We start from the raw sequence: 26,264 nt of genomic DNA on the forward strand, positions 1-26,264 counted from the left end.
GTGGCTAAAGAAAAATTTGAACGGAACAAACCGCACGTCAACGTTGGCACCATCGGTCACGTCGACCACGGTAAAACCACGCTGACCGCTGCTCTGACCCGTGTCTGCTCCGAGGTTTTCGGTTCGGCCAAGGTTGACTTCGACAAGATCGACAGCGCCCCGGAAGAGAAAGCTCGCGGTATCACCATCAACACCGCTCACGTTGAATACGATTCGGCCGTGCGTCACTACGCACACGTTGACTGCCCAGGTCACGCCGACTACGTAAAAAACATGATCACTGGTGCTGCCCAGATGGACGGCGCGATCCTGGTTTGCTCGGCCGCTGATGGTCCGATGCCACAAACCCGTGAGCACATCCTGCTGTCCCGTCAGGTAGGCGTTCCGTACATCGTTGTCTTCCTGAACAAGGCTGACATGGTTGACGACGCTGAGCTGCTGGAACTGGTTGAGATGGAAGTGCGCGATCTGCTGAGCACTTACGACTTCCCGGGTGATGACACTCCAATCATCATCGGTTCGGCTCTGATGGCTCTGAACGGCCAAGACGACAACGAAATGGGTACCACCGCTGTCAAGCGTCTGGTAGAAACTCTGGACAGCTACATCCCAGAGCCAGAGCGTGCTATCGACAAGCCGTTCCTGATGCCAATCGAAGACGTATTCTCGATCTCCGGTCGCGGTACTGTTGTGACTGGTCGTGTTGAGCGTGGCATCGTCCGCATCCAGGAGGAAGTTGAGATCGTCGGTCTGCGCGACACTCAGAAAACTACCTGCACCGGCGTTGAAATGTTCCGCAAGCTGCTCGACGAAGGTCGTGCTGGCGAGAACTGCGGCGTACTGCTGCGCGGCACCAAGCGTGACGACGTTGAGCGTGGCCAGGTTCTGGTCAAGCCAGGCACCGTCAAGCCGCACACCAAGTTCACTGCAGAAGTTTACGTTCTGAGCAAGGAAGAAGGCGGCCGTCATACTCCGTTCTTCAAAGGCTACCGTCCACAGTTCTACTTCCGTACAACTGACGTGACCGGTAACTGCGAGCTGCCAGAAGGCGTTGAAATGGTAATGCCAGGTGACAACATCCAGATGACTGTCACTCTGATCAAGACCATCGCGATGGAAGACGGTCTGCGTTTCGCTATCCGTGAAGGCGGTCGTACCGTCGGCGCTGGCGTCGTAGCCAAAGTCATCGAGTAAGTCTCTTGTAGGCTCAGCTCGATGAGTTGAAGAGCCCCCGCCTAGCGGGGGCTTTTTTATTGGGTTGACACCTATCAGGGGCGTCTATAGAATTGCGCCTCCTTTTAACGGGCGTATTGCGCTCGGTGGGAATAGCAGCCGGAGTCTGAAATCCAATGCAAAATCAGCAAATCCGTATCAGGTTGAAGGCTTTTGACCATCGCCTGATCGACCAATCCACCCAGGAAATCGTGGAAACCGCGAAACGTACTGGTGCTCAAGTGCGTGGTCCAATTCCACTGCCTACCCGTAAAGAGCGGTTCACCGTTCTGGTCTCCCCGCACGTCAACAAAGACGCGCGTGACCAGTACGAGATCCGTACTCATAAGCGCGTTCTGGACATCGTCCAGCCAACGGATAAAACCGTTGATGCACTTATGAAGCTTGATCTTGCGGCCGGTGTGGAAGTACAGATCAGCCTCGGCTAAGACTCGGTCTTGGTCGTGTAACGCTCTGAAATGGGCGGCCATAGCGGGTGAAAGCCCCGTACACTCATGAGGTTTACAACATGACTATTGGTGTAGTCGGTCGTAAATGCGGTATGACCCGTATTTTCACCGAAGAAGGTGTCTCCATTCCGGTCACGGTCATTGAGATCGAGCCGAATCGCGTCACCCAGTTCAAAACTGAAGAGACCGATGGCTATCGTGCAGTGCAAGTCACTGTCGGCGAGCGTCGTGCTTCGCGTGTAACAGCTGCTCAAGCTGGCCACTTCGCCAAGGCGAACGTTGCCGCTGGTCGTACCGTAATGGAATTCCGCCTTGAAGAAGGCGAGTACCAGGCCGGCGATCTGATCAACGCTGAAATCTTCGCTGCTGGTCAACTGGTTGATGTAACCGGTCAGTCCAAGGGTAAAGGCTTCCAGGGTACGATCAAGCGTTGGAACTTCCGCGGGCAAGATAACACCCACGGTAACTCCGTATCCCACCGCGTTCCAGGCTCTATCGGCCAGTGCCAGACTCCTGGTCGTGTATTCAAGGGCAAAAAAATGTCCGGTCATATGGGCGCTGAGCGCGTGACCGTGCAGTCCCTCGAAGTAGTGCGCGTGGACGCTGAACGCAATCTGTTGTTGGTCAAGGGCGCTGTTCCTGGCGCTACTGGCGGCAACTTGGTTGTACGTCCAGCAGCCAAGGCTCGCGGTTAAGGGGAAGCTGACATGCAATTAAATGTAAATGACGCTCAAGCGATCGAAGTTTCCGAACTGACATTTGGCGGCGAATTCAACGAGACGCTGGTTCACCAAGCAGTCGTGGCCTACATGGCTGGCGGCCGTCAAGGTAGCAAGCAGCAAAAGACCCGTTCCGACGTTTCTGGTGGCGGTAAGCGCCCATGGCGTCAGAAAGGTACTGGCCGTGCTCGTGCCGGTACTATCCGTAGCCCAATCTGGCGTGGCGGCGGTACCACTTTTGCAGCTCGTCCTCAGGATCACTCCCAGAAGCTGAACAAGAAGATGTATCGCGCAGCAATGCGTTCCATCCTTGCTGAGCTGGTGCGTACTGATCGTCTGGTCGTGGTTCAGGACTTCGCTGTTGAAGCACCGAAAACCAAAGATCTGCTGAACAAGCTGAACGGCATGGGCCTGACTGACGTCCTGATCGTGTCTGACGCTGTTGATCAGAACCTGTACCTGGCTGCTCGCAACCTGCCACACGTTGATGTTCGTGACGTGCAAGGTTCCGATCCGGTCAGTCTGATCGCATACGACAAGGTGTTGATCACCGTGTCGGCCGTGAAGAAATTCGAGGAGCTGCTGGGATGAACCAGGAACGCGTATTTAAAGTTCTGCTTGGCCCGCACGTTTCCGAGAAGGCTACGGTTCTGGCAGACAAGAAAGGCCAGTTCGTTTTCAAGGTTGCTACCGACGCAACCAAGCTGGAAATCAAGAAGGCCGTCGAAAGCCTGTTCAGCGTGAAAGTAGAGCGCGTTACTACCCTGAACGTTCTGGGTAAGAGCAAGCGCACTGCTCGCGGTCTGGGCAAGCGTAATGACTGGAAGAAGGCAGTTATCTCCCTTCAGCCAGGCCAAGATCTCGATTTCAGCAGCAGTGCTGAGTAAGGAAGGGGTGCATCATGGCAATCGTTAAATGCAAACCGACTTCCCCTGGCCGCCGTTTTGTGGTCAAGGTGGTCAACCAGGAGCTGCATAAAGGCGCTCCTCACGCACCGCTGCTCGAGAAAAAATCGAAGTCTGGTGGTCGTAACAACAATGGCCGTATTACCACTCGTCACATCGGTGGTGGTCATAAGCAGCATTATCGTCTGGTCGACTTCCGTCGCAACGACAAGGATGGCATCGCTGCCACCGTCGAGCGTATCGAATACGATCCAAACCGTACTGCTCACATCGCTCTGCTGCTGTACGCAGATGGCGAGCGTCGCTACATCATCGCCCCTAAAGGCGTGAGTGCTGGCGACCAGCTGATCGCAGGTGCTTTGGCACCGATCAAGCCGGGCAACGCTCTGCAACTGCGTAACATTCCAGTTGGTAGCACCGTACACGGCATCGAATTGAAACCAGGTAAAGGCGCACAGATCGCTCGTTCCGCTGGTGCTTCGGCTCAGCTGATCGCTCGTGAAGGTGTCTACGTGACCCTGCGTCTGCGTTCTGGTGAGATGCGTAAAGTACTGGCTGAGTGCCGTGCGACCCTGGGCGAAGTCTCGAACTCCGAGCACAGCCTGCGTTCGTTGGGTAAAGCTGGTGCCAAGCGCTGGCGTGGCGTTCGCCCAACCGTTCGTGGTGTTGCCATGAACCCGGTTGACCACCCACATGGTGGTGGTGAAGGTCGTACCTCTGGTGGTCGTCATCCGGTATCGCCATGGGGCTTCCCGACTAAGGGCGCGAAGACTCGTGGTAATAAGCGTACCGACAAAATGATCGTCCGTCGTCGCAAGTAAATAGAGGGATACGACAGTGCCACGTTCTCTGAAAAAAGGTCCTTTTATTGATCTTCACCTACTGAAGAAGATCGAAGTGGCGGCGGAAAAGAACGATCGCAAACCAGTTAAGACCTGGTCGCGTCGTTCGATGATCCTGCCACAAATGGTCGGTCTGACCATCGCAGTACACAACGGTCGCCAACACGTCCCAGTTCTCGTTAACGAAGACATGGTCGGCCACAAACTGGGCGAGTTTGCCGGTACCCGCACATACCGTGGGCACGTGGCTGACAAGAAAGCCAAGCGTTAAGGGGTAAGGAAATGGAAGTAGCCGCTAAGTTGTCGGGCGCTCGAATCTCCGCCCAGAAAGCCCGCTTGGTCGCCGACCAGATCCGCGGGAAGAAGGTGGGCGAAGCGCTCAACCTGTTGGCTTTCAGCAGTAAGAAAGCCGCCGAGATCATGAAGAAAGTGCTGGAGTCGGCCGTAGCCAACGCCGAGCATAACGAAGGCGCAGATGTTGATGACCTGAAGGTCAGCACCGTTTTCGTCAACGAAGGGCGTTCGCTGAAGCGCATCATGCCACGTGCCAAAGGCCGTGCTGATCGCATCGTCAAGCGGTCTTGCCATATCACTGTCAAGGTTGCTGACAAGTAACGGAGTCGAAGAGATGGGTCAGAAAGTACATCCCATTGGCATTCGCCTGGGAATCGTCAAGGAGCACACCTCCGTCTGGTACGCAGACGGTCGGACTTATGCGGACTACTTGTTCGCTGATCTGAAGGTGCGTGAGTATCTCCAAGACAAACTAAAAAGCGCGTCCGTAAGCCGTATCGATATCCATCGTCCGGCGCAGACTGCACGCATCACCATCCACACTGCTCGTCCAGGTATCGTTATCGGGAAGAAAGGTGAAGATGTTGAGAAGCTGCGTCAGGACCTGACCAAGCAAATGGGTGTGCCTGTGCACATCAATATCGAAGAGATCCGCAAGCCGGAGCTCGACGGTATGCTGGTTGCGCAGAGCGTAGCTCAGCAGCTGGAGCGTCGTGTAATGTTCCGTCGCGCTATGAAGCGCGCTGTACAGAACGCAATGCGCATTGGTGCCAAAGGCATCAAAATCCAAGTGAGCGGTCGTCTCGGCGGTGCTGAAATCGCACGTACTGAATGGTATCGCGAAGGTCGTGTGCCACTGCACACCCTGCGTGCCGACATCGACTATGCCAACTACGAAGCTCACACCACCTACGGTGTGATCGGTGTAAAGGTTTGGATCTTCAAAGGCGAAGTAATTGGTGGTCGCCAAGAAGAGCTGAAGCCACAAGCACCAGCGCCTCGTAAAAAAGCTGCTAAGTAAGGGGTACGCCAAATGTTGCAACCAAAGCGTACGAAGTTCCGCAAGCAGATGACCGGTCACAACCGTGGCCTGGCATTGCGCGGTAGCAAAGTCAGCTTCGGCGAGTTCGCGCTGAAGTCTGTTGCTCGTGGTCGTCTCACCGCTCGTCAGATCGAGTCAGCGCGTCGTGCTCTGACCCGTCACGTAAAACGTGGCGGCAAGATCTGGATCCGTGTATTCCCGGACAAGCCTGTCACCAAGAAGCCACTCGAAGTTCGGATGGGTAAAGGTAAGGGTAACGTGGAGTACTGGGTTGCCCAGATTCAGCCAGGCAAAGTCCTGTATGAAATCGAGGGTGTTTCTGAAGAGCTGGCGCGTGAGGCTTTCGCCCTGGCTGCTGCAAAGCTGCCGCTCGCCACCTCCTTTGTTAAACGGACGGTGATGTGATGAAAGCGAATGAACTTCGTGAAAAATCAGCACAGCAGCTGAACGAGCAACTGCTCGGCCTGCTGCGCGACCAGTTCAATCTGCGTATGCAGAAAGCAACTGGCCAGTTGGGGCAGTCTCATCTGCTCTCGCAAGTTAAGCGTGACATCGCTCGCGTGAAAACTGTGCTCAACCAGCAGGCAGGTAAGTAATCATGGCTGAAGCCGAAAAAACTGTCCGTACGCTGACTGGCCGTGTTGTCAGCGACAAGATGGACAAAACCATCACCGTTCTGATCGAGCGTCGCGTTAAGCACCCGATCTACGGTAAATACGTTAAGCGTTCGACTAAGCTGCACGCGCACGACGAAACCAATCAGTGCCACATCGGCGACAAAGTCACTATTCGTGAAACTCGTCCGATGGCCAAGACCAAGTCTTGGGCGCTGGTTGATGTTCTCGAACGCGCTGTGGAAGTCTAAGGGCTAGGGGTCGGAGAAATTATATGATTCAGACTCAATCCATGCTCGATGTGGCCGATAACAGCGGCGCTCGCCGTGTTATGTGCATCAAGGTGCTGGGTGGCTCCCATCGTCGTTACGCTGGTATTGGTGACATCATCAAAGTTACCGTCAAGGAAGCAATTCCTCGCGGTAAGGTGAAAAAAGGCCAAGTGATGACTGCTGTTGTAGTCCGCACTCGCCACGGTGTTCGTCGCGCTGACGGCTCCATCATCCGCTTTGATGGCAACGCTGCTGTTCTGTTGAACAACAAGCAAGAGCCAATCGGCACCCGTATCTTTGGGCCAGTGACCCGTGAGCTTCGTACTGAGAAGTTCATGAAGATCGTCTCGCTCGCCCCAGAAGTGCTGTAAGGAGATCCGACATGCAAAAGATTCGTCGTGACGACGAGATCATCGTGATCGCCGGCAAGGACAAGGGTAAGCGCGGTAAGGTGCTGAAGGTTCTCGCTGACAACCGTCTGGTTGTTGGTGGCCTGAACCTGGTCAAGCGCCATACCAAGCCTAACCCGATGTCGGGCGTACAGGGCGGTATCGTCGAGAAAGAAGCGCCACTGCACGCTTCCAACGTCGCCATTTTCAACGGCGAAACCAACAAGGCTGACCGCGTTGGTTTCAAAGTAGAAGACGGTAAGAAAATTCGTGTCTTCAAGTCGACCCAAAAAGCGGTTGATGCTTGAACACTGCTAGGTAGAAGACCATGGCACGACTAAAAGAGATTTACCGGAAGGAAATCGCACCGAAGCTTAAGGAAGAACTTAAGCTTTCGAACGTGATGGAAGTTCCGCGCGTTACCAAAATCACCCTGAACATGGGTCTGGGCGAAGCGATCGGCGACAAAAAAGTCATCGAGCACGCTGTTGCTGACCTGGAAAAGATCACCGGTCAGAAAGTCGTTGTGACTTACGCTCGGAAATCCATCGCTGGCTTTAAAGTCCGTGAAGGTTGGCCGATCGGCGTCAAAGTGACCCTGCGCCGTGAGCGTATGTACGAGTTCCTGGATCGTCTGCTGTCGATCTCCCTGCCTCGGGTTCGCGACTTCCGCGGCCTGAATGCCAAGTCCTTCGATGGTCGTGGTAACTACAGCATGGGCGTTAAAGAGCAGATCATTTTCCCGGAAATCGATTACGACAAGATCGACGCTCTCCGCGGTCTGGACATTACCCTGACCACCACTGCTCGGACGGATGACGAAGGTCGCGCACTGCTGCGCGCTTTCAAATTCCCGTTCCGCAACTGATTGGAGTAGGAAAATGGCCAAGAAGAGCATGAAAAACCGTGAGCTGAAGCGTCAGCTCACCGTTGCCAAGTACGCCACCAAGCGTGCAGCGCTGAAAGCTATCATCGTTGATCTGAACGCAAGTCCAGAAGCGCGCTGGGAAGCTACCGTAGCACTGCAGAAGCAGCCACGTGACGCAAGCGCTTCGCGCATGCGTAACCGCTGCCGCCTGACTGGTCGTCCGCACGGCGTGTACCGCAAGTTCGGCCTCGGCCGTAACATGCTGCGTCAAGCTGCAATGCGTGGTGACGTTCCAGGTCTGGTTAAAGCCAGCTGGTAAGCACTGTCAATGTCTCGGTGTTCGGGGTCGCAAGATCCTGACCGCCGGTGACCTTGAACTTGAATCAAGCCCCTTTTGGGGCTTGATTCATTTGTGGGGTGTGTCTAGAATACCCGGCTCGCCTGAGCCCGTGCTTTTATCGCGCGGATGTACTCGGCGACACGTAGTAGCCGAAAGGCTAATTTTTTGTGTATTAGGAGCGTCTAGCCCATGAGTATGCAGGACCCGTTAGCGGACATGCTAACTCGTATCCGTAATGCCCAGATGGCTGAAAAGTCCGTCGTAAGCATGCCATCTTCTACTTTGAAGGTAGCTGTTGCCAAAGTCCTGAAGGACGAAGGTTACATTGCGGGTTATCAGATCAGCAGCGAAATCAAGCCACTGCTGTCCATCGAGCTGAAGTACTTCGAAGGCCGTCCGGTCATCGAGGAAGTGAAGCGCGTTAGCCGTCCAGGCCTGCGTCAGTACAAGTCCGTCGAGGATCTGCCAAAAGTTCGTGGCGGTCTCGGTGTGTCTATCGTCTCCACCAACAAGGGTGTGATGACGGATCGTGCTGCGCGCGCTGCCGGTGTCGGCGGCGAAGTTCTTTGCACTGTGTTCTAAGGGGGGATAAGCATGTCACGCGTCGCTAAGAACCCCGTTAAGCTGCCAGCCGGTGTCGAAGTCAAATTCGCAGGCCAACAGCTTTCGGTGAAGGGTGCCAAGGGCACTCTGCAACTGAACATCCATTCGTCCGTTGAGATTGTTGAAGAAGCTGGTGAGCTGCGTTTCGCTGCTCGCAATGGCGATCAACAGACTCGCGCAATGGCTGGTACCACTCGTGCGTTGGTAAACAACATGGTCCAAGGCGTAAGCCAAGGCTTCGAGCGCAAGCTCCAGCTGGTCGGTGTTGGTTACAAGGCGCAAGCAAAAGGCACAGTGCTGAACCTGGCTCTTGGCTTCTCGCACCCAGTGGATTATGAACTGCCGGAAGGCATCACCGCTGAGACTCCTAGCCAGACCGATATCCTGATCAAGGGCATCGACAAGCAGCTGGTAGGTCAAGTGGCCGCCGAGATCCGCGACTTCCGTCCACCAGAGCCGTACAAAGGCAAAGGTGTGCGCTACGCGGACGAAGTCGTCCGTCGTAAAGAAGCCAAGAAGAAGTAGGGCATAGCAAATGACCGACAAAAAAGTTACTCGACTGCGTCGCGCTCGCAAAGCACGCCTGAAAATGCACGAACTCGAAGTCGTGCGTCTCTGCGTGTTCCGCTCGTCGCAGCACATCTACGCCCAGGTCATTTCGGCCGACGGCAACAAAGTCCTGGCGAGTGCCTCGACTTTGGATAAAGAACTGCGTGATGGCGCCACTGGCAACATCGACGCGGCCACTAAGGTTGGCCAGCTGGTCGCTACGCGTGCTAAAGCCGCTGGCGTCTCGCAGGTGGCTTTCGACCGCTCTGGCTTCAAGTACCACGGCCGCGTCAAGGCGCTGGCTGATGCTGCTCGTGAAGCTGGGCTGGAGTTCTAAGTTATGTCAAATAACGACCAAAAGCGCGACGAAGGCTACATCGAGAAGCTGGTTCAAGTTAACCGCGTAGCCAAAACCGTTAAAGGCGGCCGTATCTTCACTTTCACCGCGTTGACCGTGGTTGGTGATGGTAAAGGGCGTGTTGGCTTCGGCCGTGGCAAGTCGCGTGAAGTGCCTGCTGCGATCCAGAAGGCAATGGAAGCTGCTCGCCGCAACATGATCCAGGTTGATCTGAACGGCACCACTCTGCAGTACGCAATGAAGTCCGCCCATGGCGCTTCGAAGGTGTACATGCAGCCTGCTTCTGAAGGTACCGGTATCATCGCTGGCGGCGCTATGCGTGCTGTCCTCGAGGTTGCTGGCGTTCAGAACGTTCTGGCCAAGTGCTACGGCTCGACTAACCCAGTAAACGTGGTTCACGCCACTTTCAAGGGTTTGAAAGCAATGCAGTCTCCTGAATCCATTGCCGCCAAGCGTGGCAAAAGCGTCAAGGAGATCTTCTGATCATGGCTACCGTAAAAGTTACGCTGATCAAAAGCATGACCGGCCGCATCCCTAACCACAAACTGTGCGTTAAGGGTTTGGGTCTGCGTCGCATCGGTCACACTGTAGAGGTCCTGGATACTCCCGAGAATCGCGGGATGATCAACAAGGCCTACTACATGCTGCGTGTAGAGGGTTAATCGATGAAACTCAATGATCTGAGTCCAGCGCCGGGTTCCCGTCGCGAAAAGCATCGTCCGGGCCGTGGTATCGGTAGTGGTTTGGGCAAGACCGGTGGCCGTGGCCACAAAGGTCAAACCTCCCGCTCCGGTGGCACCATTGCTCCAGGCTTTGAAGGCGGTCAACAGCCGCTGCATCGTCGCCTGCCGAAGTTCGGTTTCGTTTCCCTGAAGGCCATGGATCGCGCAGAAGTGCGTCTGTCCGAGCTGGCTAAAGTGGATGGCGACATCGTCACCGTGCAGTCCCTGAAGGATGCCAACGTGATCAACCAGAACGTACAGCGTGTGAAAATCATGCTGTCGGGCGAAGTTGCTCGCGCTGTCACCATCGGAAAGGGAATCGGCGCCACCAAAGGTGCGCGTGCGGCTATCGAAGCAGCTGGCGGCAAGTTCGAGGAATAAATGGCTAAGCAAGGTGCTCTCTCTGCGCTCGGCAAAGGCGGTATGTCTGAACTCTGGGCTCGTCTGCGTTTTCTGTTCCTGGCGATTATCGTCTACCGAATAGGCGCACACATCCCGGTTCCAGGTATCAACCCGGACCGACTCGCGGACCTGTTTCGACAGAATGAGGGGACCATTCTTAGCTTGTTCAACATGTTTTCCGGCGGTGCGCTGGAACGGATGAGTATCTTTGCTCTGGGGATCATGCCGTACATCTCGGCATCGATCATCATGCAACTGATGACCGCCGTCAGCCCACAGCTGGAACAGTTGAAGAAGGAAGGTGAAGCTGGCCGTCGCAAGATCAGCCAGTACACCCGCTACCTCACCGTCGTCCTTGCTCTTGTCCAGGCTGTTGGCATGTCCATCGGTCTGGCAGGGCAAGGCGTAGCGTTCACTGGTGACTTTGGCTTCCATTTCGTCGCGGTAACCACGTTTGTGGCGGGTGCGATGTTCATGATGTGGCTGGGTGAGCAGATTACTGAGCGCGGTGTTGGCAACGGTATCTCGATGTTGATTTTCGCAGGTATCGTCGCCGGTCTTCCGAGAGCGATCGGGCAGTCTTTCGAGTCTGCGCGTCAGGGTGACATCAACATTTTTGCCCTGGTTGCGATCGGTTTGCTGGCAGTAGCGATTATCGGTTTCGTGGTGTTCATTGAGCGTGGTCAGCGTCGTATTGCTGTTCACTACGCCAAGCGTCAGCAGGGCCGCAAGGTCTTTGCTGCGCAGACTAGCCACTTGCCGCTGAAGGTGAATATGGCCGGTGTTATCCCGGCTATTTTTGCGAGCAGCATTTTGCTGTTCCCGGCTTCGCTGGGTGCCTGGTTTGGTCAGTCTGAAGGTATGGGCTGGCTGCAGGACATCTCGCAGTCGATCGCTCCTGGTCAGCCGTTGAATATTCTGCTGTTTAGTGCAGGGATTATTTTCTTCTGCTTCTTCTATACGGCGTTGATGTTCAATCCGAAAGACGTAGCGGAAAACCTGAAGAAGTCCGGTGCCTTTATTCCGGGTATCCGTCCAGGCGAGCAGTCGGCGCGCTACATTGATGGCGTTTTGACTCGTTTGACCTTGTTCGGTGCTCTCTATATGACGGCCGTCTGCTTGCTTCCCCAGTTCCTGGTGGTTGCGGCAAACGTTCCGTTCTACCTTGGCGGGACCTCGTTGCTGATCGTGGTCGTGGTTGTGATGGACTTCATGTCCCAAGTACAATCGCACCTCGTTTCGCACCAGTACGAATCCCTGATGAAGAAAGCCAACCTGAAGGGCTACGGCAGCGGCATGTTGCGCTGAGTAGCGTCCATAAGGTTCGAGGAGTTGGTGATGAAAGTTCGTGCATCGGTGAAAAAGCTGTGCCGTAACTGCAAGATTATTCGCCGCGAAGGCGTTGTTCGGGTAATTTGCAGCGCGGAACCGCGTCACAAACAGCGCCAAGGCTGAGTGTGATTGTGCTTTAAGCCCGGCAGCTAGTGCGCTGCCGGGTTGATTATTTGTTATTACAGCGATATTATCTCGCGCCCTATTTCTTGGCTTCCGGGGCGTAGGTAGCTGTCAATTGGAGTCCCACTGAATGGCCCGTATTGCAGGCGTTAACATTCCAGATAACAAGCATACTGTTATCTCGCTGACCTACATCTATGGTGTTGGTCGCACTACTGCACAGAAAATTTGTGCAGTGTCTGGGGTAAACCCAGCGGCAAAGATCAAAGATCTGAGCGACGAGCAGATTGAACAGCTGCGTGGCGAAGTGGCGAAGTTCACCACTGAAGGTGACCTGCGTCGCGAAATCAACATGAAAATCAAGCGCTTGATGGACCTCGGTTGCTATCGCGGTCTGCGTCATCGTCGTGGTCTTCCAGTACGCGGTCAGCGTACCAAGACCAACGCGCGTACCCGTAAAGGTCCGCGTAAGCCGATCCGCAAGTAATCGCCCCAGCGAATCGACAGGAATTTAATCATGGCAAAACCTGCTGCTCGTCCTCGTAAAAAAGTTAAAAAGACAGTGGTTGATGGCATCGCCCACATCCATGCTTCTTTTAACAACACCATCGTGACCATTACCGACCGTCAAGGTAACGCTCTTTCCTGGGCAACCTCCGGTGGTTCGGGTTTCCGCGGTTCCCGCAAGTCCACCCCGTTCGCTGCTCAAGTAGCTGCTGAGCGTGCTGGTCAAGCTGCGCTGGAATACGGTCTGAAAAACCTCGACGTTAACGTCAAGGGTCCAGGTCCGGGTCGTGAATCCGCAGTCCGCGCTTTGAACGGCTGTGGCTACAAGATCGCCAGCATCACCGACGTGACGCCAATCCCGCACAACGGGTGCCGTCCGCCGAAGAAGCGCCGCGTGTAATCCAGGAGATTGTAAAGAATGGCTCGTTACATTGGTCCAAAATGCAAACTCGCTCGTCGCGAAGGCACCGATCTCTTTCTGAAGAGCGGCGTGCGCGCGATCGAATCGAAGTGCAACATTGAAGCAGCACCTGGTATCCACGGCCAACGCCGCGGTCGCCAGTCCGATTACGGCACCCAACTGCGTGAAAAGCAGAAGGTCCGTCGTATCTACGGCGTTCTCGAGCGTCAATTCAGCGGCTACTACAAAGAAGCAGCTGGCAAGAAGGGCGCAACCGGCGAAAACCTGTTGCAACTGCTCGAATGCCGTCTGGACAACGTTGTATACCGTATGGGTTTCGGTTCTACTCGTGCCGAATCCCGTCAGCTGGTATCGCACAAGTCGATCAGCGTTAACGGTCAGACCGTAAACGTTCCGTCCTACCAGGTTCGTGCTGGTGACGTGGTTGCTGTTCGCGAGAAAGCAAAGAACCAACTTCGCATTGTCCAAGCTCTCGATCTGTGTGCCCAACGTGGCCGCGTAGAATGGGTAGAAGTAGACACTGAGAAGAAGTCGGGCGTTTTCAAGAACGTTCCTGCTCGCAGTGATCTGTCCGCCGACATCAACGAAAGCCTGATTGTCGAGCTCTACTCCAAGTAAGGGCTAGAAAATAGGTGCATCCATGCAGATTTCGGTAAATGAGTTCCTGACACCCCGCCATATTGATGTGCAGGTTGTCAGTCCAACCCGCGCCAAGATCACACTCGAGCCTCTCGAGCGTGGTTTCGGCCACACCCTGGGCAACGCGCTGCGCCGCATCCTGTTGTCCTCAATGCCCGGCTGTGCAGTAGTCGAGGCCGAGATTGACGGTGTGCTCCATGAGTACAGCGCCATCGAAGGTGTACAGGAAGATGTAATTGAAATCCTGTTGAACCTTAAAGGTCTGGCTATCAAGCTGCACGGTCGTGACGAAGTTACGCTGACCTTGTCGAAGAAGGGTTCGGGGGTGGTTACCGCTGCCGATATTCAGCTGGATCATGATGTCGAGATCGTTAACCCCGATCACGTAATCGCTAACCTGGCGTCTAACGGCGCCCTGAACATGAAGCTCACCGTAGCTCGTGGTCGTGGTTATGAACCGGCAGACTCGCGTCAGAGCGATGAAGACGAAAGCCGCAGCATCGGTCGCTTGCAGCTCGACTCTTCGTTCAGCCCGGTTCGCCGTATCGCATACGTGGTGGAAAACGCCCGTGTCGAACAGCGTACCAACCTGGACAAGCTGGTTATTGATCTGGAAACCAACGGTACCCTGGATCCTGAAGAGGCCATTCGCCGCGCTGCAACCATCCTGCAACAGCAGTTGGCTGCGTTCGTCGACCTCAAGGGTGACAGTGAGCCAGTGGTTGTCGAGCAGGAAGACGAGATCGATCCGATCCTGCTTCGCCCGGTTGACGATCTGGAACTGACTGTACGTTCGGCTAACTGCCTTAAGGCGGAAAACATCTACTACATCGGCGACCTGATTCAGCGCACCGAAGTAGAGCTGTTGAAGACTCCGAACCTTGGCAAGAAATCCTTGACTGAAATCAAGGACGTTCTGGCCTCCCGCGGTCTGTCCCTCGGCATGCGCCTCGACAACTGGCCGCCTGCAAGTCTTAAGAAGGACGACAAGGCGACTGCCTGATCGTCGTAATCACCGAACGTTGTGTTTGGTAAGGAATGAACCATGCGTCATCGTAAAAGTGGTCGTCACCTGAGCCGCACCAGCTCGCACCGCAAGGCCATGTTCCAAAACATGGCGGTGTCGCTGTTCGAGCACGAGCTGATCAAAACTACACTGCCGAAAGCCAAAGAACTGCGCCGCGTTGCTGAGCCGCTGATCACTTTGGCCAAGACAGATAGCTTGGCTAACCGCCGTCTGGCTTTCGACCGTACTCGTTCGAAAGCTATCGTTGGTAAGCTCTTCAACGACCTGGGCAAGCGTTACGCTACCCGTGAGGGTGGCTACCTGCGCATCCTCAAGTGCGGTTTCCGCGCTGGCGACAACGCGCCTATGGCGTACGTCGAGTTGGTTGATCGTGCTACCAGCGGTGAAGCTGTATCCGCTGAGTAAGTCGGCAACATACAAAAAACCGGGCCTTGTGCCCGGTTTTTTGTGCCCGGTCAAAAAGTGGCAGTCACCTCTGTTGGCTGGCTTGCGCTTGGCAATGCGACAGCATTAGATAATGACTATCGATGTCCATGATTTAATGAATTTGGATACTGTCATTAACATGATCAATACTCCTTTCCAGCCGATTAGCCGGCAGTTTGAAGACCGACCTAGGAAGATTGAGCATGAGCCAGACCAAAACGCTTACGACCGCCAGCGGCGCTCCTGTCGCCGATAACCAGAACTCTCGCTCCGCTGGCCCGCGTGGCCCGCTGTTGCTCGACGACTTCCACCTTATCGAGAAGCTCGCTCACTTCAATCGCGAGAACATTCCCGAGCGCCGTGTACACGCTAAGGGATCGGGCGCTTACGGCACATTTACCGTAACCCGGGATATCACCCAGTACACCAGCGCCAAGCTGTTTGAGTCGGTCGGCAAACAGACCCCGACGTTCCTGCGTTTTTCCACCGTGGGTGGCGAGCGTGGCTCTGCCGATACTGAGCGCGATCCACGCGGTTTCGCCCTGAAGTTCTACACCGAGGAAGGGAACTGGGACATCGTGGGTAATAACACCCCTGTGTTCTTCATCCGCGATCCGCTGAAATTCCCCGATTTCATCCATACGCAGAAGCGCCTGCCCCAAAGCAATCTGAAAAGTGCCCAAATGATGTGGGATTTCTGGTCGCATTCGCCCGAGGCTTTGCACCAGGTCACCATTCTGTTCTCTGATCGTGGCATTCCCGATGGCTACCGTCACATGCACGGCTTCGGCAGCCACACCTATAGTCTGATCAGCGCCCAGGGTGAGCGTCACTGGGTGAAATGGCACTACAAGACCAAGCAAGGGATCAAGAACCTGACGCCGGCTGAAGCTGCACGCCTGGCGGGCACCGACCCGGATTACGCTCAGCGTGATCTGTTCAATGCGATCGAGCGTGGCGATTTCCCGAAGTGGAGCGTCTGCATCCAGATCATGACCGAGGCCCAAGCGGCGGCCCATTACGAGAACCCGTTCGACGTGACCAAGACCTGGTCGCAGAAGGAGTTTCCGTTGATCGAGGTCGGCGAGCTGGAACTCAACCGTAACCCGCTGAACTACTTCGCTGAAGTTGAGCAGGCGACGTTCGGGCCGAGCAATATGGTTCCAGGGGTGGGCCTTTCGCCGGACCGCATGCTGCAAGGTCGTGTATTCGCCTACGCTGATGCGCACCGCTACCGTGTGGGCACCAATCACCAGCAATTGCCAGTCAACGCCCCGCGCAGCCCGGTCAACACTTACCAGCGCGACGGAGCCATGGCGTTCGGCAGCAATGGCGGTGCAGCACCGAACTACGAGCCAAACAGCTACGTCGAGGCCCCCAAGCAGGCTCCGCGTTATGCTGAACCGGCCCTGGCGCTCGGTGGTTCGGCAGACCGTTACGATCACCGCGAAGATACCGACTACTACAGTCACGCCGGTGCGCTGTTCCGCTTGATGAATGATGCGCAGAAAGCGCTGCTGATCAGCAACATCGCGGGTGCGATGGCCGGTGTATCGGCGGATGTCGTCGATCGTCAGTTGCAGCACTTCTTCAAAGCGGATGTCGCTTACGGTGAAGGCATCGCGAAAGCGTTGGGCGTACAGCTTAACTAAGTCTAAACGAGAAGCAGAACCGCCCTCAATTGGGCGGTTTTTGCGTTATTTAACCGGCTTTTCTCGGATTTTCTTCGCTTTTATCGCGATAGGCGAGTGACCTTGCGGTCAGCTTGGTTCAAACTAGAGCCTTCAAAGCTTGTGGAGATGTAGGGCGATGCAAGGTCACCCAGACGTAATCGATTACCTCAACACGCTGCTGACAGGCGAACTGGCAGCCCGTGATCAATATTTCATCCACTCGCGGATGTACGAGGACTGGGGTTTTACCGAGCTCTACGAACGTATCAATCATGAGATGGAAGAAGAGGCACAGCACGCTGATGCGTTGATGCGCCGGATCCTGATGCTCGAAGGTACGCCACGCATGCGCCCGGATGATCTGGACATCGGCACCACGGTGCCAGACATGCTCGCGGCCGACCTGCGCCTGGAATACAAAGTCCGTGCCGCGCTGTGCAAGGGCATTGAGCTCTGCGAACAGCACAACGATTACGTGACCCGCGAGATCCTGCGCATCCAGCTCAACGACACCGAAGAAGACCATACCTACTGGCTCGAGAAGCAGCTGGGCCTGATCAAGTTGATAGGCCTGGAAAATTACCTGCAGTCGCAGTTCTGATTGCAGGGAAAGGGAACGCAGAGCGTCCCAAGCTGCATTCCCACCCGGAGCGTAGGAACGATCAAACAAAAAGCCCCTGTCATTGATGAGATGACAGGGGCTTTTTCGTGGCCGGGGAAAAATCAGTCCCGGTCACGCTCCAGCAGCGGCTTGAGGTAGTAGCCAGTGTGCGACTGCTTCATTTCGGCCACTTCCTCGGGCGTACCCACCGCGATGATCTGACCACCCTTGGAGCCACCTTCCGGCCCCAGGTCCACCAGCCAGTCCGCCGTCTTGATCACATCCAGGTTGTGCTCGATTACCACCACGGTGTTGCCATGGTCGCGAAGGCGATGCAGGACGTCGAGCAATTGCTGGATATCAGCGAAGTGCAAGCCCGTGGTCGGCTCGTCGAGGATGTACAGGGTCTTGCCGGTATCACGCTTGGACAGCTCGCGAGACAGCTTGACCCGCTGGGCCTCGCCGCCGGACAACGTCGTTGCCGATTGCCCAAGCTTGATGTACGACAGCCCCACATCCATCAGCGTCTGGAGCTTGCGCGCCAGGGCCGGCACCGCGTCGAAGAACACCCTGGCCTCTTCGATGGTCATCTCGAGGGTTTCGTGGATATTCTTGCCCTTGTACTTGATCTCCAGGGTTTCGCGGTTGTAGCGCTTGCTCTTGCACACGTCGCACGGCACATAGATGTCCGGCAAGAAGTGCATCTCGACCTTGATCAGGCCGTCGCCCTGGCAGGCTTCGCAGCGCCCGCCCTTGACGTTGAACGAGAAACGCCCCGGGCCATAGCCGCGTGAACGGGACTCCGGCACGCCGGCGAACAGCTCGCGGATCGGCGTGAACAGCCCAGTATAAGTCGCCGGGTTGGAGCGCGGTGTGCGGCCGATGGGGCTCTGGTCGATGTCGACGACCTTGTCCAGATGCTCCAGGCCCTTGATGCTGTCGTGGGCGGCGGCTTCCAGGGTCGTGGCGCCGTTCAGGGCGGTAGCGCTGAGAGGGAACAGGGTGTTGTTGATCAGCGTCGATTTGCCGGAGCCGGACACACCGGTCACGCAAGTCAGCAGCCCAATCGGGATGTCCAGGTCAACGTTGCGCAAGTTGTTGCCACGGGCGCCCTTGAGGCTCAGCGACAGCTTCTTGTTGCGCGGCGTACGCTTGGCCGGCACCTTGATCTTCACCCGGCCCGACAGGTATTTGCCGGTCAGGGAGTCGGGATGCGCCATGACTTCGGCGGCTGTGCCTTGGGCAACGATATGCCCGCCATGCACGCCCGCACCCGGACCGATGTCCACGACGTAATCCGCCAGGCGGATCGCATCCTCGTCGTGTTCGACCACGATCACCGTGTTGCCGATGTCTCGCAGGTGCTTGAGCGTCCCGAGCAGTCGGTCGTTGTCCCGCTGGTGCAGGCCAATGGACGGTTCATCGAGGATGTACATCACCCCCACCAGGCCGGCACCGATCTGGCTGGCCAGGCGAATACGCTGGGCTTCGCCGCCGGACAAGGTATCTGCGCTGCGATCGAGGGTCAGGTAGTCCAGGCCAACGTTCACCAGAAATTGCAGGCGCTCGCGGATTTCCTTGAGGATCTTGTCGGCAATTTCGCCCCGGCGGCCGGTGAGCTTCAAGCCGCCGAAGTAGTCGGTGGCGTCCCCAATTGGCAGGTTGGTCACCGCCGGCAGGGTTTTCTCGCCGACCCACACATGTCGCGCCTCCCGACGCAAGCGGGTACCGCGGCAATCGGGGCAGGGCTGGGTGCTGAGGAACTTGGCCAGTTCTTCGCGCACGCTGGCCGATTCGGTCTCGCGATAACGCCGCTCCAGGTTCGGCACGATGCCTTCGAACGGGTGGGAGCGTTTGACGATATCGCCACGGTCGTTCAGGTATTTGAAGTCGACACTTTGTGAGCCGCTGCCGTGCAGGATGAATTTCTGCTGGTCGGCGGGCAGTTCATTGAAGGGTTTGTCCAGGCTGAACTTGTAGTGGGCCGCCAGCGACCCGAGCATCTGGAAGTAGTAGACGTTACGCCGGTCCCAGCCGCGAATCGCGCCCTCGGCCAGGGTCAGTTCGCCATTGACCAGGCGCTTGGTGTCGAAGAACTGCTTGACCCCCAGGCCATCGCAGGTCGGGCACGCGCCGGCCGGGTTGTTGAAGGAGAACAGCTTGGGTTCCAGCTCGCTGATGGCGTGGCCGCAGATCGGGCAGGCGAAGCGCGCCGAGAAGATGATTTCCTCGCCGGGCTCGTCGTCCATCGGCGCTACCAGGGCGATGCCGTCGGCCAGTTTCAGCGCGGTCTCGAAGGATTCGGCCAGACGCTGTTGCAGGTCGGCCCGGACCTTGAAGCGGTCGACCACCACATCGATCGAGTGCTTTTTCTGTTTATCCAGCTTCGGCAGTTCGTCCAGCTCGCACAGCTTGCCGTTGACCCGTGCCCGAACGAAGCCTTGGGCGCGCAGTTCTTCGAAGACCATCAGGTGCTCGCCCTTGCGCTCGCGGATGACCGGCGCCAGCAGCATCAACTTGCTGCCTTCGGGCTGAGCCAGCACCAGGTCGACCATCTGGCTGACGGTCTGGGCTTCCAGCGGGATGTCGTGGTCGGGACACCGGGGAATACCGACCCGCGCATACAGCAGGCGCAGGTAGTCGTAGATCTCGGTGATGGTGCCGACGGTTGAACGAGGGTTGTGGGAAGTCGACTTCTGTTCGATGGAAATCGCCGGCGACAGGCCTTCGATGGTGTCGACGTCGGGTTTTTCCATCATCGACAGGAACTGCCGGGCGTAGGCCGACAGCGATTCGACATAGCGCCGCTGGCCTTCAGCGTACAGGGTGTCGAAGGCCAGGGATGATTTGCCGGATCCGGACAGGCCGGTGATGACGATCAGCTTGTCCCGTGGCAGGGTCAGGTCGATGTTCTTCAGGTTGTGGGTACGGGCCCCACGAATCAGGATCTTGTCCAAAGTGGCCTCGCTCGGCGGGCGTCGAAAACGTAGGAGTATACGGGCAAATACTGGATGGATGCACACTATTGAAAGTGAGTTTGCAGTCATACATGAAGACTGCGCGGCAAACGGTCGCGATATACCCCCTCAATCGATGGGACTGGTAGAATCGCCGCCGGTTCACACGAGGTTTTTCCATGCACGATCCCCACAGCGAACGCATGAGCAGCGGCGAGACACGCGCAGCAAGCGGTCTGGCTCTTGTGTTCGCCTTCCGTATGCTGGGCATGTTCATGGTGTTGCCGGTGCTGGCGACCTATGGGATGGATCTGGCAGGCGCGACCCCGGCCCTCATCGGGTTGGCGATTGGCGCGTACGGCCTGACCCAGGCGATTTTCCAGATCCCGTTCGGGGTCATTTCCGACCGCATAGGCCGGCGTCCCGTCATCTACCTGGGCTTGATTGTCTTCGCCCTGGGCAGTGTGCTGGCGGCCAATGCCGATTCGATCTGGGGCGTGATCGCCGGGCGCATCCTGCAAGGCGCCGGGGCGATTTCCGCAGCCGTCATGGCTTTGCTGTCGGACCTGACCCGCGAACAGCATCGGACCAAGGCCATGGCCATGATCGGCATGACGATCGGTCTGTCGTTCGCCGTCGCCATGGTCGTCGGGCCGTTGCTGACCCGCGCCTTTGGCTTGTCGGGGTTGTTTCTGGTCACGGGGGGCATGGCGCTGGTGGGCATCCTGATCGTGGCGTTCATGGTGCCGCGCTCCACCGGGCCGTTGCAGCACCGCGAATCAGGGGTGGCTCGCCAGGCGCTGATGCCGACGCTCAAGCACCCGGACCTGCTGCGTCTGGACCTGGGCATCTTCGTGCTCCACGCCATGTTGATGTCCAGCTTCGTTGCCTTGCCGCTGGCGCTGGTGGAGAAGGCCGGCCTGCCCAAGGAGCAGCACTGGTGGGTTTACCTGACTGCGCTGCTGATTTCGTTTTTCGCCATGATTCCGTTCATCATCTACGGCGAGAAGCGACGCAAAATGAAACGAGTTTTGCTCGGCGCCGTCGTGACGCTGATGCTCACTGAGCTATTCTTCTGGCAGTTCGGCGACAGCCTGCGGGCCCTGGTGATCGGCACAGTGGTGTTCTTCACCGCGTTCAATCTGCTGGAGGCGTCGCTGCCGTCGCTGATCAGCAAGGTTTCACCGGCGGGTGGCAAGGGCACGGCGATGGGGGTTTACTCCACCAGCCAGTTCCTCGGTTCGGCGTTGGGCGGGATCCTCGGCGGCTGGTTGTTCCAGCATGGCGGTTTGTCGGTTGTGTTCCTGGGATGCGCCGCGCTGGCTGCACTTTGGCTGGTCTTTGCTGTTACCATGCGCGAACCTCCGTATGTGACGAGCCTGCGCTTGCCGTTGTCGCCCGAAGCCATCCGCGAAGCAGGCCTGACCGAGCGCCTTAAGGCCGTCGTTGGAGTAACCGATGCAGTGGTGGTCGCCGACGAAGCGGCCGTTTATATCAAACTGGACACCGAATTATTGGATCGCGCGACGCTCGAGCGCCTGGTGAACAACCCGGCCCCGACCACGTGCGAAGCCTAGGAGAACGTTATGGCCCGTGGGGTTAACAAAGTCATATTGGTCGGTACTTGCGGCCAGGATCCCGAAGTTCGCTACCTGCCCAATGGCAATGCTGTGACCAACCTGAGTCTGGCGACCAGCGAACAGTGGACCGACAAGCAGACCGGCCAGAAGGTCGAGAAGACCGAATGGCACCGCGTGTCGATGTTCGGCAAGGTGGCCGAAATCGCCGGCGAATACCTGCGCAAGGGTTCGCAGGTGTACATCGAAGGCAAGCTGCAGACCCGCGAGTGGGAAAAAGACGGCATCAAGCGCTACACCACCGAAATCGTGGTCGACATGCAAGGCACCATGCAACTGCTGGGCGGTCGTCCACAGGGTGACCAGCAGCAAGGTGGCAACAACTACCAGCAGGCTGCTCCACGCCAGCAGGCGCCTCGCCCTCAGTCGGCGCCTCAGCCACAGCGTGAGCGCCCAGCGGCTCCGCAACAGGCCGCGCCGCAACCGGCTCCGGATTTCGACAGCTTTGATGACGATATTCCGTTCTAAAGCCGCTGGAAGCTCCAGGCAGCGAGCTTCAAGCTAAAAACAAAACCGCGCTTCGGTTTACGAGGCGCGGTTTTTTTTAGCCTTGAATTTGCCGCTTGGGGCATCACTCAGTGGCGGGCAGCCAAAAACTGTTCAGTGCTCACCACATCCGCATAGGCAAAACCCAGGGCCGACATGAAGGCCGCATGCACTTGAGCCGCCGGGACGACGAGCCCATTGAATTCCAGATCGCGGCTGGCACAAGCATCGTGAATCACCGTGACCTCATAGCCCATGTCCGCCGCCGCTCGGGCGACCCCGTCGATGCACATGTGGCTCATGCTGCCGACGATCACCAGATGTTTAATGTCGTGGCGGTCAAGGATGGCTTGCAATTGGGTTTCGCGGAACGAGTTGACGAAGTGCTTGAGCACCACCGGTTCGTCGGTGCGGTTGAGCACTTTGGGATGCAGTTGCGCACCTTCAGAGCCTGGGGTGAAGAACGGTGCGGAATCGGAGGTGAATTCGTGACGGATGTGCACCACCTGATCCGCTGCCTGGCGAAAGGCTTCGATCAATCTGGCGGCGTTATCGGCGGCCGCTTCGGCACCGACCAATGGCCATTTTCCCTGGGGGAAGTAGTCGTTCTGGATATCGACTACGATGAGCGCTTGCTTGGACATGAGGCTTCCTCGATCAGTGGGGTCTGAAGCCAGTATTGGCTCATGCCACCGGTTTCAGAATGGGCCGTAACGACAATAAGCGAGGGAAAACTGACAATGACGCAGCAAAGGGCAGTCGCTGAGCTCGGGGTGCTCATCTACCCCGGCGCGCAACTGGCGGCGGTGCATGGCTTGACCGATCTGTTCGCCGTGGCGCAGCGGATTGCCGACGAGCAAGCCAGTTCTCAGTTGCCGCGCCTGCGGGTCAGTCATTGGCGAGCGCAGGAGGGAGAAATACCGACCCGGGTGTTCGAGAGTTTCGCCGGTCCTCAGGGCAGGCTGGTTGCGCTGCTGATTCCACCGTCCATCGCCGGTTTCAGTGAGGGGCTGGTGTCGCAGGCGCTGATGACCTGGTTGCGAGCGCGGCATGCCGACGGCACGGTGCTGGGTGGGGTGTGTGTCGGTTCGATTCTGTTGGCCGAAAGCGGCCTGCTCGATGGGCGCAGCGCCACGACCCACTGGACCTCGGCCAAGACCTTTGCCGCGCGTTATCCGAAGATCAAGCTCGACGCTGATAAACCCATCGTCGACGATGGCGACCTGATTACCACGGCCGGGCTGATGGCCTGGTCAGAGCTGGGGCTACGACTGGTGGACCGCCTGCTCGGCCCCAGCATCGCCACGCGCACGGCGCAGTTTCTGGTGATCGAACACAGCGACAGCGCCAGCCAATGTGGCAGTAACTTTGCGCCCATCCTCGGACATGGTGACGCGGCCATTCTCAAGGTCCAGCACTGGTTGCAAGGCAGCGGCGCAGTGGACGTTTCCCTCGGCGCCATGGCCGAACAGGCCGGGCTGGAGGAACGCACCTTCCTGCGCAGGTTTCGCGCCGCCACCGGGCTCAAACCTACCGAATACTGCCAGCACCTGCGCGTCGGCAAGGCGCGGGAAATGCTGGAGTTCACCAATGGCACCATCGACCACATTGCCTGGACGGTGGGTTATCAGGATCCGGGGGCTTTTCGTACGACGTTCAAGAAAATTACCGGGTTGGCGCCCAGTGATTATCGGGCGAGGTTTGGGGTCAGCCCGATGAATGCGCCAAAGTAGTCATCGATCTCCTCGCCACCGTCGCAGTCGTCGTGCAATTTGCCGGATGTCCTCAGGGTGTCGTGCAGAATGAAACAGGCCCGGTGCTATCAATCATCCCTCAGACGCCCGTTTCGTTGCTCGTCCTGGCTCGCAACACCGTTGGCCTGATCTCTGCACCCCTTTATCTAAAGCCATCGAGCGCAGTTAAAAGGGCACCGCATGACGACGGTCAATCGTAACAAACTGGTAGTGGACCATTCGATCAACCCCCACGCGCCGCTTCATGAAGTCGAAACCAATCGGGCGCTGGCCCGTTGGCTGGCGCAGATTCTCGGCCTTGAATACGGCGGCAGCTATGATCAAGAGCAGCATGCTGGCCATGATCTGTACTTGCTGCCCACGCAAACCGTCATAGGTGCCGAAGCAGCCCTGCGCTTGGGCGTCAAAGGGCCAGAGGATCTATGGGGCGGTTACGTCGAGCATGATTTTATCTGCACCAAGGCGATCACCCACGGTCTGCTGAACAGGCACGCGGTCGCGCCCTTGGGCTGGTCACCGCTGTTTGCCAAGTTGACCCGGGGGGCGGTGCTCGATGGCGTGACGGTATTTGCGCTCCAGGACGCGCGCCAGGCGGCCGAGCACCTGCTGTACACCGGAGCGATCCGCTTCAAGCCTATCCATGCCTGTGCCGGACGCGATCAGCGGGTGATCAAGAGTCTGGCGCAATTCGATGAAATCGCCGCCGGCCCCGAGGCTCAAGCGCTGTTTCGCGACGGTGTGGTGCTTGAGCAGAACCTCGAACAGGTCAAGACCCAAAGCGTCGGCCAGAGCTTCATCAACGGCAAGGTCTTGAGCTACTGCGGTGTGCAACATCTGACGCGGGACAGTGAAGGGCTGGAGGTTTACGGCGGCTCGGACCTGTTGGCGGTGCAGGGCGGCTATATTGAATTGCTCAAGCTTGAGCTGCCCGACGATGTGCGTGAGGCGGTGCGGTTGGCGCAGGTGTTTGACGATGCCGCCAATCAGGCCTTTCCAACGTTCTTTGCCTCGCGGCGCAACTACGACATCGCCCAGGGCATTGACGTCAGTGGTCAGCCTCGCGGTGGTGTGCTGGAGCAGTCATGGCGCATGGGCGGGGCCAGCAGTGCTGAGCTCGCGGCGTTGCAGGCGTTCATTGAGGATCCTACGTCCAGCGCGGTCCGTGTGTCCTCGGTGGAGACCTACACTGACCAGCCGCTGCCCCCTGGGGCCAGGGAGGTCTATCGCGGCCCGGCGCACAATGGTGACTTTCTTCTTAAATACGTAACGGTTCATTCCTATGACGGCTAGAAGCGAAACCATTCAGATCGAGATCGACGACGAATACATGAACGGCACCTTTCTGAGCCCTAAATCGAAGGTTCCAGGGGTGTTGTTCGTCCACGGTTGGGGCGGTAGCCAGGAGCGTGACCTGGAGCGCGCCAAAGGCATTGCCGGCCTGGGCTGCGTCTGCCTGACCTTTGACTTGCGCGGGCACACCGGCGGGGCGGGCATTCCGTTATCCCGGGTAACCCGGGAAGATAACCTGCGGGATTTGCTCACCGCCTATGACCGGCTGCTCGCCCATCCAGCCTTGGACACCTCGGCGATCGCCGTGGTGGGCACCAGCTACGGCGGTTACCTGGCGGCGATCCTGACGTTGCTGCGGCCAGTGCGCTGGCTGGCTTTACGAGTGCCGGCGCTGTATCGCGACGAGCAATGGCACACGCCCAAGCGTGACCTGGACAAGACTGACCTGCTGGATTATCGCAGTACCCTGGTGCACGCCGACACCAACCGCGCCTTGCACGCATGCTCGCAGTTCACCGGTGATGTGTTGCTGGTGGAGTCGGAGACCGACGACCATGTGCCCCACGCGACGATCATGAGCTACCGAGCGGCGTGCCAGCAGACCCATTCGCTGACGCACCGGATCATCGACGGCGCCGACCATGCCTTGAGCGACCCAGTGTCCCAACAGGCCTACACCTCAATCCTGGTGGACTGGATCACCGAGATGGTAGTGGGTGAGCGGTTGAGCATTATTCAGGCGCGGTGATTGCGTTGTGTTCATGCGGCCCTTATCGCGAGCAGGCTCGCT

At 57.4% G+C, this 26,264-nt stretch carries 38 protein-coding genes; 36 read left to right on the forward strand and 2 right to left on the reverse strand.

The window, feature by feature from the left end:
- From tuf to bfr, 31 genes are all read left to right on the forward strand, one after another.
- Nucleotides 1-1,194 carry an elongation factor Tu gene (tuf, locus tag PSEUDOMOFG3G_RS01130; RefSeq protein ID WP_139049048.1) on the forward strand — a complete coding sequence of 398 codons (1,194 nt, stop codon included), beginning with the start codon at nucleotides 1-3 and terminating at the stop codon, nucleotides 1,192-1,194.
- A 155-nt stretch (nucleotides 1,195-1,349) separates the two neighbouring features.
- The gene (gene rpsJ / locus PSEUDOMOFG3G_RS01135) at nucleotides 1,350-1,661 is read left to right on the forward strand and encodes a 30S ribosomal protein S10 (protein WP_003186070.1); all 312 of its coding nucleotides are present in this window, start codon (nucleotides 1,350-1,352) and stop codon (nucleotides 1,659-1,661) included.
- Between the two features lie 80 nt (nucleotides 1,662-1,741).
- A complete protein-coding gene (rplC, locus tag PSEUDOMOFG3G_RS01140) occupies nucleotides 1,742-2,377 on the forward strand; it encodes a 50S ribosomal protein L3 (protein ID WP_003186059.1) in 636 nt (211 codons plus the stop codon).
- Nucleotides 2,378-2,389: 12 nt separating this feature from the next.
- On the forward strand, nucleotides 2,390-2,992 hold the full coding sequence (gene rplD, locus PSEUDOMOFG3G_RS01145; RefSeq protein WP_003186057.1) for a 50S ribosomal protein L4: 603 nt from the start codon (nucleotides 2,390-2,392) through the stop codon (nucleotides 2,990-2,992).
- Entirely contained in the window at nucleotides 2,989-3,288 is a 300-nt protein-coding gene (gene rplW / locus PSEUDOMOFG3G_RS01150) for a 50S ribosomal protein L23 (protein ID WP_002555488.1), read from the forward strand. The genes rplD and rplW overlap by 4 nt, the downstream gene beginning before the upstream one ends.
- Before the next feature lie 14 nt (nucleotides 3,289-3,302).
- On the forward strand, nucleotides 3,303-4,127 hold the full coding sequence (gene rplB, locus PSEUDOMOFG3G_RS01155) for a 50S ribosomal protein L2 (protein ID WP_003186055.1): 825 nt from the start codon (nucleotides 3,303-3,305) through the stop codon (nucleotides 4,125-4,127).
- 16 nt (nucleotides 4,128-4,143) lie between these two features.
- On the forward strand, nucleotides 4,144-4,419 hold the full coding sequence (gene rpsS, locus PSEUDOMOFG3G_RS01160; protein WP_002555486.1) for a 30S ribosomal protein S19: 276 nt from the start codon (nucleotides 4,144-4,146) through the stop codon (nucleotides 4,417-4,419).
- A gap of 11 nt (nucleotides 4,420-4,430) precedes the next feature.
- Nucleotides 4,431-4,763 carry a 50S ribosomal protein L22 gene (gene rplV / locus PSEUDOMOFG3G_RS01165; RefSeq protein ID WP_003103908.1) on the forward strand — a complete coding sequence of 111 codons (333 nt, stop codon included), beginning with the start codon at nucleotides 4,431-4,433 and terminating at the stop codon, nucleotides 4,761-4,763.
- A 13-nt stretch (nucleotides 4,764-4,776) separates the two neighbouring features.
- A complete protein-coding gene (gene rpsC, locus PSEUDOMOFG3G_RS01170; protein ID WP_003176422.1) occupies nucleotides 4,777-5,463 on the forward strand; it encodes a 30S ribosomal protein S3 in 687 nt (228 codons plus the stop codon).
- 12 nt (nucleotides 5,464-5,475) lie between these two features.
- Nucleotides 5,476-5,889, forward strand: a complete 414-nt coding sequence (gene rplP / locus PSEUDOMOFG3G_RS01175; RefSeq protein WP_003186052.1) for a 50S ribosomal protein L16 — start codon at nucleotides 5,476-5,478, stop codon at nucleotides 5,887-5,889.
- On the forward strand, nucleotides 5,889-6,080 hold the full coding sequence (rpmC, locus tag PSEUDOMOFG3G_RS01180) for a 50S ribosomal protein L29 (RefSeq protein WP_002555481.1): 192 nt from the start codon (nucleotides 5,889-5,891) through the stop codon (nucleotides 6,078-6,080). Before rplP ends, rpmC begins: the two co-directional genes overlap by 1 nt.
- 2 nt (nucleotides 6,081-6,082) lie before the next feature.
- The gene (gene rpsQ / locus PSEUDOMOFG3G_RS01185; RefSeq protein ID WP_003194644.1) at nucleotides 6,083-6,349 is read left to right on the forward strand and encodes a 30S ribosomal protein S17; all 267 of its coding nucleotides are present in this window, start codon (nucleotides 6,083-6,085) and stop codon (nucleotides 6,347-6,349) included.
- Between the two features lie 23 nt (nucleotides 6,350-6,372).
- Nucleotides 6,373-6,741 (forward strand): 50S ribosomal protein L14, encoded by a 369-nt coding sequence (gene rplN / locus PSEUDOMOFG3G_RS01190; protein ID WP_002555479.1) that lies wholly within the window; start codon nucleotides 6,373-6,375, stop codon nucleotides 6,739-6,741.
- An 11-nt stretch (nucleotides 6,742-6,752) separates the two neighbouring features.
- Nucleotides 6,753-7,067, forward strand: a complete 315-nt coding sequence (gene rplX, locus PSEUDOMOFG3G_RS01195) for a 50S ribosomal protein L24 (protein WP_003186046.1) — start codon at nucleotides 6,753-6,755, stop codon at nucleotides 7,065-7,067.
- Between the two features lie 20 nt (nucleotides 7,068-7,087).
- On the forward strand, nucleotides 7,088-7,627 hold the full coding sequence (gene rplE / locus PSEUDOMOFG3G_RS01200; RefSeq protein ID WP_003186044.1) for a 50S ribosomal protein L5: 540 nt from the start codon (nucleotides 7,088-7,090) through the stop codon (nucleotides 7,625-7,627).
- A 13-nt stretch (nucleotides 7,628-7,640) separates the two neighbouring features.
- Nucleotides 7,641-7,946 (forward strand): 30S ribosomal protein S14, encoded by a 306-nt coding sequence (gene rpsN / locus PSEUDOMOFG3G_RS01205; RefSeq protein WP_003186042.1) that lies wholly within the window; start codon nucleotides 7,641-7,643, stop codon nucleotides 7,944-7,946.
- A gap of 210 nt (nucleotides 7,947-8,156) precedes the next feature.
- Entirely contained in the window at nucleotides 8,157-8,549 is a 393-nt protein-coding gene (gene rpsH, locus PSEUDOMOFG3G_RS01210; RefSeq protein ID WP_017848802.1) for a 30S ribosomal protein S8, read from the forward strand.
- A gap of 12 nt (nucleotides 8,550-8,561) precedes the next feature.
- On the forward strand, nucleotides 8,562-9,095 hold the full coding sequence (gene rplF, locus PSEUDOMOFG3G_RS01215) for a 50S ribosomal protein L6 (protein ID WP_003186039.1): 534 nt from the start codon (nucleotides 8,562-8,564) through the stop codon (nucleotides 9,093-9,095).
- 10 nt (nucleotides 9,096-9,105) lie between these two features.
- On the forward strand, nucleotides 9,106-9,456 hold the full coding sequence (gene rplR / locus PSEUDOMOFG3G_RS01220) for a 50S ribosomal protein L18 (protein ID WP_003186037.1): 351 nt from the start codon (nucleotides 9,106-9,108) through the stop codon (nucleotides 9,454-9,456).
- Nucleotides 9,457-9,459: 3 nt separating this feature from the next.
- Complete coding sequence (rpsE, locus tag PSEUDOMOFG3G_RS01225; RefSeq protein ID WP_003186035.1) at nucleotides 9,460-9,960, forward strand: 30S ribosomal protein S5; 501 nt, start codon at nucleotides 9,460-9,462, stop codon at nucleotides 9,958-9,960.
- 2 nt (nucleotides 9,961-9,962) lie between these two features.
- Complete coding sequence (gene rpmD / locus PSEUDOMOFG3G_RS01230; RefSeq protein ID WP_003186033.1) at nucleotides 9,963-10,139, forward strand: 50S ribosomal protein L30; 177 nt, start codon at nucleotides 9,963-9,965, stop codon at nucleotides 10,137-10,139.
- 3 nt (nucleotides 10,140-10,142) lie between these two features.
- Complete coding sequence (gene rplO, locus PSEUDOMOFG3G_RS01235) at nucleotides 10,143-10,580, forward strand: 50S ribosomal protein L15 (protein ID WP_003186032.1); 438 nt, start codon at nucleotides 10,143-10,145, stop codon at nucleotides 10,578-10,580.
- On the forward strand, nucleotides 10,581-11,909 hold the full coding sequence (secY, locus tag PSEUDOMOFG3G_RS01240) for a preprotein translocase subunit SecY (protein WP_047229771.1): 1,329 nt from the start codon (nucleotides 10,581-10,583) through the stop codon (nucleotides 11,907-11,909).
- A gap of 30 nt (nucleotides 11,910-11,939) precedes the next feature.
- Complete coding sequence (rpmJ, locus tag PSEUDOMOFG3G_RS01245) at nucleotides 11,940-12,056, forward strand: 50S ribosomal protein L36 (protein WP_002555468.1); 117 nt, start codon at nucleotides 11,940-11,942, stop codon at nucleotides 12,054-12,056.
- 130 nt (nucleotides 12,057-12,186) lie between these two features.
- Nucleotides 12,187-12,543 (forward strand): 30S ribosomal protein S13, encoded by a 357-nt coding sequence (gene rpsM, locus PSEUDOMOFG3G_RS01250; protein WP_047229770.1) that lies wholly within the window; start codon nucleotides 12,187-12,189, stop codon nucleotides 12,541-12,543.
- A gap of 30 nt (nucleotides 12,544-12,573) precedes the next feature.
- On the forward strand, nucleotides 12,574-12,963 hold the full coding sequence (gene rpsK / locus PSEUDOMOFG3G_RS01255; protein WP_002555466.1) for a 30S ribosomal protein S11: 390 nt from the start codon (nucleotides 12,574-12,576) through the stop codon (nucleotides 12,961-12,963).
- Between the two features lie 18 nt (nucleotides 12,964-12,981).
- On the forward strand, nucleotides 12,982-13,602 hold the full coding sequence (gene rpsD / locus PSEUDOMOFG3G_RS01260) for a 30S ribosomal protein S4 (RefSeq protein WP_003176404.1): 621 nt from the start codon (nucleotides 12,982-12,984) through the stop codon (nucleotides 13,600-13,602).
- Nucleotides 13,603-13,624: 22 nt separating this feature from the next.
- The gene (locus PSEUDOMOFG3G_RS01265; protein WP_003186012.1) at nucleotides 13,625-14,626 is read left to right on the forward strand and encodes a DNA-directed RNA polymerase subunit alpha; all 1,002 of its coding nucleotides are present in this window, start codon (nucleotides 13,625-13,627) and stop codon (nucleotides 14,624-14,626) included.
- A 42-nt stretch (nucleotides 14,627-14,668) separates the two neighbouring features.
- Nucleotides 14,669-15,055, forward strand: coding sequence for a 50S ribosomal protein L17 (gene rplQ, locus PSEUDOMOFG3G_RS01270; protein ID WP_003186009.1), 387 nt, complete (start codon nucleotides 14,669-14,671; stop codon nucleotides 15,053-15,055).
- A gap of 224 nt (nucleotides 15,056-15,279) precedes the next feature.
- Nucleotides 15,280-16,728 (forward strand): catalase, encoded by a 1,449-nt coding sequence (locus tag PSEUDOMOFG3G_RS01275; protein WP_092394855.1) that lies wholly within the window; start codon nucleotides 15,280-15,282, stop codon nucleotides 16,726-16,728.
- Between the two features lie 157 nt (nucleotides 16,729-16,885).
- Nucleotides 16,886-17,350, forward strand: coding sequence for a bacterioferritin (gene bfr / locus PSEUDOMOFG3G_RS01280; protein WP_025215751.1), 465 nt, complete (start codon nucleotides 16,886-16,888; stop codon nucleotides 17,348-17,350).
- A 122-nt stretch (nucleotides 17,351-17,472) separates the two neighbouring features.
- Here the strand turns inward: bfr and uvrA are convergent, their stop codons facing one another.
- Nucleotides 17,473-20,307: an excinuclease ABC subunit UvrA gene (gene uvrA, locus PSEUDOMOFG3G_RS01285; RefSeq protein ID WP_092394852.1), complete on the reverse strand. Its 2,835-nt coding sequence runs from the start codon at nucleotides 20,305-20,307 to the stop codon at nucleotides 17,473-17,475.
- Between the two features lie 179 nt (nucleotides 20,308-20,486).
- Here uvrA and PSEUDOMOFG3G_RS01290 point away from each other — a divergent pair, with 179 nt between their 5' ends.
- Nucleotides 20,487-21,884: an MFS transporter gene (locus tag PSEUDOMOFG3G_RS01290; protein WP_076383444.1), complete on the forward strand. Its 1,398-nt coding sequence runs from the start codon at nucleotides 20,487-20,489 to the stop codon at nucleotides 21,882-21,884.
- Nucleotides 21,885-21,893: 9 nt separating this feature from the next.
- On the forward strand, nucleotides 21,894-22,412 hold the full coding sequence (locus tag PSEUDOMOFG3G_RS01295; RefSeq protein WP_047229766.1) for a single-stranded DNA-binding protein: 519 nt from the start codon (nucleotides 21,894-21,896) through the stop codon (nucleotides 22,410-22,412).
- A 107-nt stretch (nucleotides 22,413-22,519) separates the two neighbouring features.
- Here the strand turns inward: PSEUDOMOFG3G_RS01295 and PSEUDOMOFG3G_RS01300 are convergent, their stop codons facing one another.
- Nucleotides 22,520-23,074, reverse strand: coding sequence for a cysteine hydrolase family protein (locus PSEUDOMOFG3G_RS01300; protein ID WP_139049050.1), 555 nt, complete (start codon nucleotides 23,072-23,074; stop codon nucleotides 22,520-22,522).
- A gap of 96 nt (nucleotides 23,075-23,170) precedes the next feature.
- On the opposite strand from PSEUDOMOFG3G_RS01300, the gene PSEUDOMOFG3G_RS01305 reads away from it, so the two are divergent.
- From PSEUDOMOFG3G_RS01305 to PSEUDOMOFG3G_RS01315, 3 genes are all read left to right on the forward strand, one after another.
- A complete protein-coding gene (locus PSEUDOMOFG3G_RS01305; RefSeq protein ID WP_139049051.1) occupies nucleotides 23,171-24,163 on the forward strand; it encodes a GlxA family transcriptional regulator in 993 nt (330 codons plus the stop codon).
- 201 nt (nucleotides 24,164-24,364) lie between these two features.
- A complete protein-coding gene (locus PSEUDOMOFG3G_RS01310) occupies nucleotides 24,365-25,474 on the forward strand; it encodes a DUF3182 family protein (protein WP_139049052.1) in 1,110 nt (369 codons plus the stop codon).
- Complete coding sequence (locus PSEUDOMOFG3G_RS01315) at nucleotides 25,464-26,222, forward strand: S9 family peptidase (protein ID WP_047229762.1); 759 nt, start codon at nucleotides 25,464-25,466, stop codon at nucleotides 26,220-26,222. Before PSEUDOMOFG3G_RS01310 ends, PSEUDOMOFG3G_RS01315 begins: the two co-directional genes overlap by 11 nt.
- Nucleotides 26,223-26,264 lie beyond the last annotated feature (42 nt).

This window comes from Pseudomonas sp. FG-3G (assembly GCF_901007645.1).
Lineage (GTDB): Bacteria > Pseudomonadota > Gammaproteobacteria > Pseudomonadales > Pseudomonadaceae > Aquipseudomonas > Aquipseudomonas rhizophila.